The organism is Candidatus Cardinium sp. cByotN1, assembly GCF_022810525.1.
GTDB lineage: Bacteria > Bacteroidota > Bacteroidia > Cytophagales > Amoebophilaceae > Cardinium.
In genome coordinates this window covers 1-8546 of record NZ_JAACGG010000066.1, presented here as the reverse complement: position 1 = coordinate 8546, position 8546 = coordinate 1, and the positions used below count along the sequence as shown (strand labels likewise).

Here is an 8546-nt window from a genome sequence, read left to right as displayed (position 1 = left end):
GCGCGTTTTTTCCTAGCATAAGCCATAGTGGTGAACGGAAACTATAAAAAAGCTTTCATTAATGATCAAAAACCCATGAAAGTCCATCTTAATTATTTACAAAATATAAGCTAGCTAATGGAAAAACGTAAAAAATAGTTGATCTCTCAATAGATTCAGTGTTGCCTATATAGTGCTTACCAATAAGCAGATTATGCTAAAAGTCAGTTAGATATACCCTTGACGAGGAATAGGGGAAGGCACACTAGCAACACGGTACTCAGCAAAAGCATAGATACCAGTAATAACACCAAGACTGCCACCAACTATACCACCAAGTGTCCCACTCACCATGCCACCAACATCACCAGCAACAGCAATACCAGGAACAATTCCAGCAGCAATACCAACACAAAAGCCAACAAGACCACCAGAAATACCACCAATAATGGGCGCAACCAAAGGACCCAGAGAAGAATCAGAATCAGAACCGGGATCGGGATCGGGACCGGGAGCAAGAGGAGAAGGAGGAGCAGAGAAATCAAAACGAGAAGGAGGGAAAGAGAAATCAAAATCAGAAACAGGAGAAGCAGGAGGGGCAGGAGGAACAGGAAGAACGGGAGAAGCAGGAGCAACAAAGTAAAAAGAAGTAGGCATAAGTTGATATAGGAAGCAGCATCTATTTTGCTTAGGATATTGACCGCATGCAGTCAATGTGGACAAAGATAATAGTAGGCAGTTGATAATTGTATTGCAAGGAATTTGGCATAAAAAACCAAACATCTTGATAGATAATCCGCTTCTATAAAAAGGCGACCTAGTATACATTGCTCTAACCTTTATTGTTAATAGTAAATAACTACAGAAATAATTCAGAAGAGAAATTTGAAAAAGAGGAAAAATGTTATTTAAAATAAATGTGGTAAGAAGAGAGGAATGGTATTTACTCTATAAAAGAGATGTTCCAGCCACACCTTCCGGTACGGCTACCTTGTTACAACTTAGCCCTAGTCGCTGGTCTAACACTAAACAGCTCCTTTTACGGCCACTGTCTTCAAGCTCTACCAACTCCCATGGCTTGATGGGCGGTGTGTACAAGGTCCGAGAACGTATTCACCGCGTCATTGCTGATACGCGATTACTAGCGATTCCAACTTCATGAGGTCGAATTGCAGACCTCAATCCGAACTGAGACATGCTTTTGAGATTTGCATCTTGTTACCAAGTAGCTTCCCTTTGTACATGCCATTGTAGTACGTGTGTAGCCCTGGGCATAAAGGCCATGATGACTTGACCTCGTCCTCTCCTTCCTCCCGCTTACACGGGCAGTCTACTTAAAGTCCCCACCATTACGTGCTGGCAATTAAGTAAAAGGGTTTCGCTCGTTATAGGACTTAACCCAACACCTCACGGCACGAGCTGACGACAGCCATGCAGCACCTTGTATTCTGTCCCGAAGGAACCCTTAATTTCTCAAGGTGTCAAAATACATTCTAGCCCAGGTAAGGTTCCTCGCGTATTATCGAATTAAACCACATACTCCACCGCTTGTGCGGACCCCCGTCAATTCCTTTGAGTTTCACCCTTGCGAGTATACTCCCCAGGTGGATCACTTAACGCTTTCGCTTAGACACACACGAGGTTTCATGTATATCGAGTGATCATCGTTTACGGCGTGGACTACCAGGGTATCTAATCCTGTTTGCTCCCCACGCTTTCGTGCCTCAGCGTCAGTTAAAGACCAGTAAGCTGCCTACGCTATTGGTATTCCTTATGATATCTAAGCATTTCACTACTACACCATAAATTCTGCCTACCTCTTCTTAACTCAAGCCTAATAGTATCAATCGCAGTTCTAGCGTTAAGCACTAGGATTTCACAACTGACTTAATAAGCCGCCTACGCACCCTTTAAACCCAATAAAACCGGATAACGCTTGCACCTTCCGTATTACCGCGGCTGCTGGCACGGAATTAGCCGGTGCTTATTCTTACAGTACTCTCAAGAGCCCCCGCAGGGGCTTTTTTGCTCCTGTACAAAAGCAGTTTACAACTCAGAGAGCCTTCATCCTGCACGCGGCATGGCTGGTTCAGGCTTGCGCCCATTGACCAATATTCCCTACTGCTGCCTCCCGTAGGAGTCTGGCCCGTATCTCAGTGCCAGTGTGGGGGACCTTCCACTAAGAACCCCTACCCATCGTAGCCTTGGTGAGCCATTACCTCTCCAACTAGCTAATAGGACGCACGCTCATTTTACACCGCCGGAGCTTTTATCTTTTTAGCATGCGCTAGCAAGATTGTATGGGGTATTAATTCCCGTTTCCGGAGGCTATTCCCCAGTGTAAAGTAGATTGCATGCGCATTACGCACCCGTCCGCCGGTCGCCGGCAACACCGAAGTGTCCCGCTGCCCCTCGACTTGCATGTATGAGGCCTGCCGCTAGCGTTCATCCTGAGCCAGGATCAAACTCTTCTTTCTATTATTTATTAACGTTATTCCTATATAAGGAATGATTTTTTGAGTCACACACTTTCCTCTCTCACTCATATTTAAATGAGTTTCTTACCTACATTTATTTCAAAGAACTTCAAGTCTAAATCAAAAATAACTGGCTGCTTTTTGGTTGACTGCTTATGTTATTTTGATTAACTCTGAAACAAAGGTACGTACTTTTTTCTAATTTGCAATAAAGTTTTAAAAAATAAAGGATAAAAAATCTTGGAGTTTATATAAAATAAATGATAATCAGATAATTATATTCTGTTTTAATACTTTATAAACCACATCTATAGTTCCTGTATAAAGTTACTTTAGGTGTAGTATAGTCGAGCGTCAAGCTAGGATGATGCCTGATAGGCTACTTTTTAGCATTAAACTAAATGTTATAGGCTATAGTTTGCTGTTATAATGTAAATTGTATTGGTAGATCTACGAAAATTATTTTTCAGCTTTAAAAGCTGATTATAGGTAATATTTCAAATTATTGAGAAGCGATGATATGCTATAATCAAACAACCATTTGTAAATTTATAGCCCGGGAACCAAATTAATCTAAGGAGGTATGTTCTTAAGTAGCCTTACCACATTACTGAATGAATACAGATCACTGTATTTGTTTAAATAATATAAATTTATTATAATCGGGGTTTATATATTTTTCTATGGCAAAAAATTTAATTATTGTTGAGTCCCCTGCAAAAGCCAAAACGATTGAACGTTATCTAGGCAGTAACTATCAAGTAGCTTCTTCTAATGGTCATATTAGAGATCTTATTAAGGGCAATAATGCTATTAATATTGAGCAGGGTTTTTTGCCTAGTTATGAAATCAGTCCTGGAAAAGAACGGGTGGTACAACAACTTAAAAAGTTGGCCCATAGCTCTGATTGCGTTTATTTAGCTAGTGACGATGATCGAGAAGGGGAATCTATATCATGGCACTTAAAAGAAGCACTTGAGTTAAAAGATGAAAAAGTGCAGCGGATTGTCTTCAGAGAAATTACTAAAATGGCTGTTTTAAACGCATTAAAACAACCACGTACCATTGATTTAGCGTTGGTAGACTCACAACAAGCCAGACGTGTTTTAGATAGGCTAGTAGGTTATGATCTATCGCCTTTATTATGGAAAAAGATTAAACCAGGTCTCTCTGCAGGCCGTGTACAATCTGTTGCGGTAAGGATGGTAGTAGAGCGAGAAAGGGCCATTGACCGTTTTGTCTCGACTGCTCACTTTGTAGTCTCTGCTTTTTTTGTTTTACCAACAGGACAGCTACTCAAAGCGGATGGTCCAGAAAAGTTTAAAACAGAAGAAGAAGCTTTTGCCTTTTTAGAAAAATGCAAAGGGGCGTCTTTTTCGATTAAAAAATTGGATACGAAAGCATTAAAACGATCACCTTCCCCGCCCTTTATTACTTCTACGTTACAGCAAGAGGCTAGTAGAAAACTTGGCTATTCTGTAAACCGTACTATGGTACTGGCCCAGCAGCTCTATGAAACGGGTAAAATATCTTATATGCGAACAGACTCTGTAACACTTTCCAAAGAGGCGATAGAGCATATTGCAGAAATGGTGACTACAACTTATGGGGCGGATTATTTCCAGGCTAGAAGTTATACAACGAAATCATCCACTGCACAAGAGGCCCATGAAGCGATACGTCCTACTGATTTTTCCTTGAAAATAGCTAGTAGCCAAAAGGATGAACAGCGGCTTTATGAACTTATTTGGCGCCGAGCTATGGCCTCTCAGATGGCTGATGCGCAAATAGAAAAGACCATAGCCACTATTCAAATCTCTACAACCGACCAGCCGCTGATCGCAACAGGTGAAGTATTAAAATTTGAAGGTTTTCTCAAGGCCTATCTACGTGATCAAGTAGATGAAGAAGGATCAGATGAGCATAAAACGATGTTACCACCTCTCCATATAGGCCAGGAACTATCATTAGAAAAAATGTTGGCCAGGGAACGTTTTAGTAATCCGCCGGCTCGGTATACGGAAGCCACTTTAGTTAGAGATTTAGAAGAAAAAGAGATCGGGCGCCCTTCTACCTATGCACCTATTATTGCTACTATTCAGAAAAGAGGATATATCAAATTGGAGTCTCGTGAAGGTTTTTCGCGTACTTATACCTTATTAACGCTACAAAATAATCTGCTTAATAAAGAAAAGCTAACTGAAATTGTTCGTGCAGAGAAACAAAAGCTTTTCCCAACCGATATGGCCGCAGTGGTCAATGACTTTTTGGTCAAACATTTTTCTGATGTAACCGACTATAACTTTACAGCTCATGTTGAGAAAGAGTTAGATAAGATTGCACAAGGGGCCAAGATTTGGAATCAAATGTTAAGTGAATTTTATAGTAGCTTTTATCCTAAAGTGCAAGCTACTGCTGGTATAGACCGATCGATGGTAAACTACACTAGGCTTTTAGGAAAAGATCCCATAACCAATGCTTCGTTAATAGTTCGGTTGGGAAAATATGGTCCATTGGTTCAGTTGGGTATTGAAGCGGATGGCCTTGAGGCCCCCCCTCGCTTTGCAGGGCTAAGGGCTAATCAGCGTATGGAAACCATTACCTTAGAAGAGGCCTTAGAGCTTTTTAAGTTACCCCGTGTAGTCGGCACATTTGAAACGCTGCCCCTAATGGTCAACATAGGCAGATTTGGCCCCTATATTAAACATGGCCCTCTTTTTTATTCCATACCCAAGACAGATGACCCATTTACCATTAATCAAGAAGGCGCCATAGCCATTATTGAAGCCAAACGGAAAGCAGATGTCGAAAAGCTGATCAAAACTTTTCCTCAAGACCCAGCTATACAAATCTTAAATGGAAGATGGGGCCCATATATTAAAAATGGCAAACAACATACTCGTGTTCCTAAAGATATTACAGATCCTAAACTACTTACTTTCGAAGAATGTCTAAATCTTTTAGAAAACAATGTAAAGGCAAAAAAGAGATCATAAAAAGTTGGCTAGCTAAGCTATTAGGTGATGCACCACCCTGGCCATCCTAGTTTATTTAGTAGATAAAACCTTATATTAGCTGCTGTAATAATTTCTTAAACTTTTTATCCAAAGTATTCTAAAACAAATATTATTTTTTATTATGAGATTTAGTAGCCATCGTACCATCATTCAATTATTTTGTTTGACTTTATGGTTCAATTTTATTAGTAGTGACTGGGTCTTTGCTCAGGCGGAATGGAATAATGAATTAGTTACAGAAAAAATTTCACGTAATTATTTAAGATCTTTTCCGATATTACCTGCTGATGCTAGCGTGTTAGTGTCAAAGACGATGAAAGAAACTATGCGCCAAACGCATAATATAAAATTAGCTGAAACTACCCAACGTAAGATTGTTTTACGTACAATATTTTCTGAGATTGCCGCGAATAATCCCTCACCAGATAGTGCTATATTGAACGATAATGCATGGACTGATTTAATACTCTTTTGTGGTGGGTCTACTAATCCGGCTTATCACTTATTATCACGGATTAACAGGACTAATACTGTACTAGGTGAGTGTGCGTTGGCTACACTTTTAATCACACCAACTAGTGATGTAGCAACACTCTCTAATCGCCAGCAAACCTTGCAGTTATTATTGGAAAAACCAGCTTGTTTACCAGTTTTAAAAGCTTGTTTAGCAGATTACCGTAAAGTAGAACAATGTTTACTTTCTTTATGGACACACACAGATCCCCTTTATAGCCATGCCTATAAAACTTATATGAATAAACGGTTTCTCTCAGCTAATCCTGCTATCAATAAAAAAACGAGCAAGCTTAATCTTCGGATTTTTTTTAGAAATTTTTTAGATATATATGGTGAGTTTGTTATGCTGCCAGCAATTGGCCTGTTTGGGTGTGAAGCGCACTACCTGCTAACTTCTATTTCAAAAGGAGGTATGGTTCAAGGAAGTAGAAGCACTAGCTATGCTCCCTTCCCCTTATTTGTTCCTTTTATGTCTATCGGACATGTTGTTAATAATTATTACAACACAGATGGTCAGCCATTAGTGTTACCTTTCTTTGGCGTAGCGGCTACACATGCATTAGCTATATGGCGAGGGTATTGCGGCGTCAAAAGTTATCAAGAATATAGTGCTGTTTTTCGAAACTTAGCAGCTCGTATGCGGCATGTGCAAGTGTTTATCAAAACTATTGAAAAATTAAGTGCTATTATAGCAGACCATCATGCCTTAGAAGTAAATTATGCTTCTTCCTTAACTGCGATTAGAGGGCTATTGGCAAAAAGCAAGGAATCGACAGATATAGGGATAATGATAAAAAATCTTTTAGAGATGAAGCTTGATAATTGGTCCTATATTCGTGGAAATAATGGTAGGTTATTGGCTACCTATAGTTTATTTACAGAATATAAAGATTGCTTGAAGCCGGCTATGTATGAATTAGGTCAACTAGATAGCTTTGTTGGTATAGCTACACTGGTAAAAGAGGCAAAAGAAACTTTTCCGGAGCACTGTTATACTTTCACTAAATTTTTAGATCGTTCTCAACAAAAAACACCATGCGTGCATTTGAATGCTATGTGGAATCCAATGTTAAATCCTGCAACAGTTATAGATAACAATCTAGAACTCGATTCAGATAAGACTCGTAACATGATCCTTTCTGGACCAAATGCAGGTGGAAAATCTTCTTTTATTTCTGGTGTAGCCACTAATTTGCTGCTCAGTCAAACCTTTGGGATTGCGGCTGCTAAAGGTGCAGTTATTACCCCTTTTAATAAAATCAATACTTATATTGAGCTCAAAGATGACATTGCATGTGGCGCATCACTCTTTATGGTAGAAGTAGAGCGTATGCAACGGTACATGCATATGCTTGAAAACGCTAAGCCAGATGAATTTATTTTTACTATTTCTGATGAACCTTTGGCCCGTACTAATCCGCTGCAAGCTAGTGCTGCTGCTTATGGTATCTTGGCTTCTATGGCGCAATATACCAATGCGCTGCATATTGTCTCGACCCATTATCCTATTTTAATGACTTTAAGCAGTAATTTCAAAGACAGGGGGATTAGAAACTTTAAGGTTTTTATAGATGAAAAGCCAGATCGAAAACTCCACTATACCTATAAAATTGTACCAGGTGAAGCAGACCAAACTGTTGCTTTAAGAATACTGGAAGAAGAAGGATATGACCCCGAATTACTCAAACAGGCCCAAGAAATTGTTCAACATCCTGAAAAATTTCCTCTATTGAAATTTTTTGAGCAGAAAAATAAAAATAAAAAGAAACCTGAAATGCAGCCAATAAAATGATCATAGAAAGTGCTTGGGGTAGACTCAAGGATATTGCTTGTCAATTGTTGCGTTATGCAGCTGATCATAGAATATGGCTACTAGAAGGTGATATGGGGGCTGGAAAAACTACTTTAATTAAAGAGCTCTGTGGGGTGTTGCAAACAGTTGGTGTAGTTAACAGTCCAACATTTTCAATCATTAATGAATATGAAACCATAGACCATGCTCCTATTTACCATTTTGATTGTTATCGAATCAACCATATCGATGATGCAATTGCGTTAGATTTTGAAAGGTATTTTACCTCTGGCGCTTATTGTTTTATAGAATGGCCTTCAAAAATTGCTGCTATTTTACCTGTACATTATTGCTTGATTAATATAAAAGTAACAACACCTACCACTAGGCATTTGACTTGCACTTGTTATTAGTATCTATTCACTACTGTGATAGCATTGGACCAAAAAATGCCCGTTGTAAAATAGTTGCATTCAGAAAGTAACCGTTATAACTGAAATAGAAAAACAGTTTTTACTCATATCGTTAACAGCTACATATAGGTTGACCCTATTTGTTAAACAACCATAGATAATATTTGTATCTGTTCAAGCAATGGCATCAACTTAAGGAATTTTTAATTATTTTTATTTGATTATAAGTTTTTTTCCTCTTACTTTTTTCTTGATAAAAAAGTAAGCAAAAAATCAAGCCCTGGTAAAAAGTTGCGGAAAGCGCCCCTTACAGCTGGAAAAACAGAATCCACCCTTCAACATCCATTGCAGC

Annotated in this window: 4 protein-coding genes and 1 rRNA gene; 3 read left to right on the top strand and 2 right to left on the bottom strand. The window is 39.1% G+C overall.

Going from position 1 to position 8546, the window contains the following annotated elements; all coding sequences use genetic code 11:
- Positions 1-207: 207 nt before the first annotated feature.
- The gene (locus tag MUW73_RS01930; protein ID WP_243575203.1) at positions 208-702 is read right to left on the bottom strand and encodes a hypothetical protein; all 495 of its coding nucleotides are present in this window, start codon (positions 700-702) and stop codon (positions 208-210) included.
- A 229-nt stretch (positions 703-931) separates the two neighbouring features.
- Positions 932-2456: ribosomal RNA gene (locus MUW73_RS01925) — 16S ribosomal RNA — on the bottom strand.
- Between the two features lie 683 nt (positions 2457-3139).
- Here MUW73_RS01925 and topA point away from each other — a divergent pair.
- The 3 genes from topA (at position 3140) to tsaE (ending at position 8194) form a co-directional block, all read left to right on the top strand.
- Positions 3140-5452 carry a type I DNA topoisomerase gene (gene topA / locus MUW73_RS01920; RefSeq protein WP_243018111.1) on the top strand — a complete coding sequence of 771 codons (2313 nt, stop codon included), beginning with the start codon at positions 3140-3142 and terminating at the stop codon, positions 5450-5452.
- Between the two features lie 142 nt (positions 5453-5594).
- Entirely contained in the window at positions 5595-7781 is a 2187-nt protein-coding gene (locus MUW73_RS01915) for a MutS-related protein (protein WP_243018112.1), read from the top strand.
- A complete protein-coding gene (tsaE, locus tag MUW73_RS01910) occupies positions 7778-8194 on the top strand; it encodes a tRNA (adenosine(37)-N6)-threonylcarbamoyltransferase complex ATPase subunit type 1 TsaE (RefSeq protein WP_243018113.1) in 417 nt (138 codons plus the stop codon). The genes MUW73_RS01915 and tsaE overlap by 4 nt, the downstream gene beginning before the upstream one ends.
- Positions 8195-8546 lie beyond the last annotated feature (352 nt).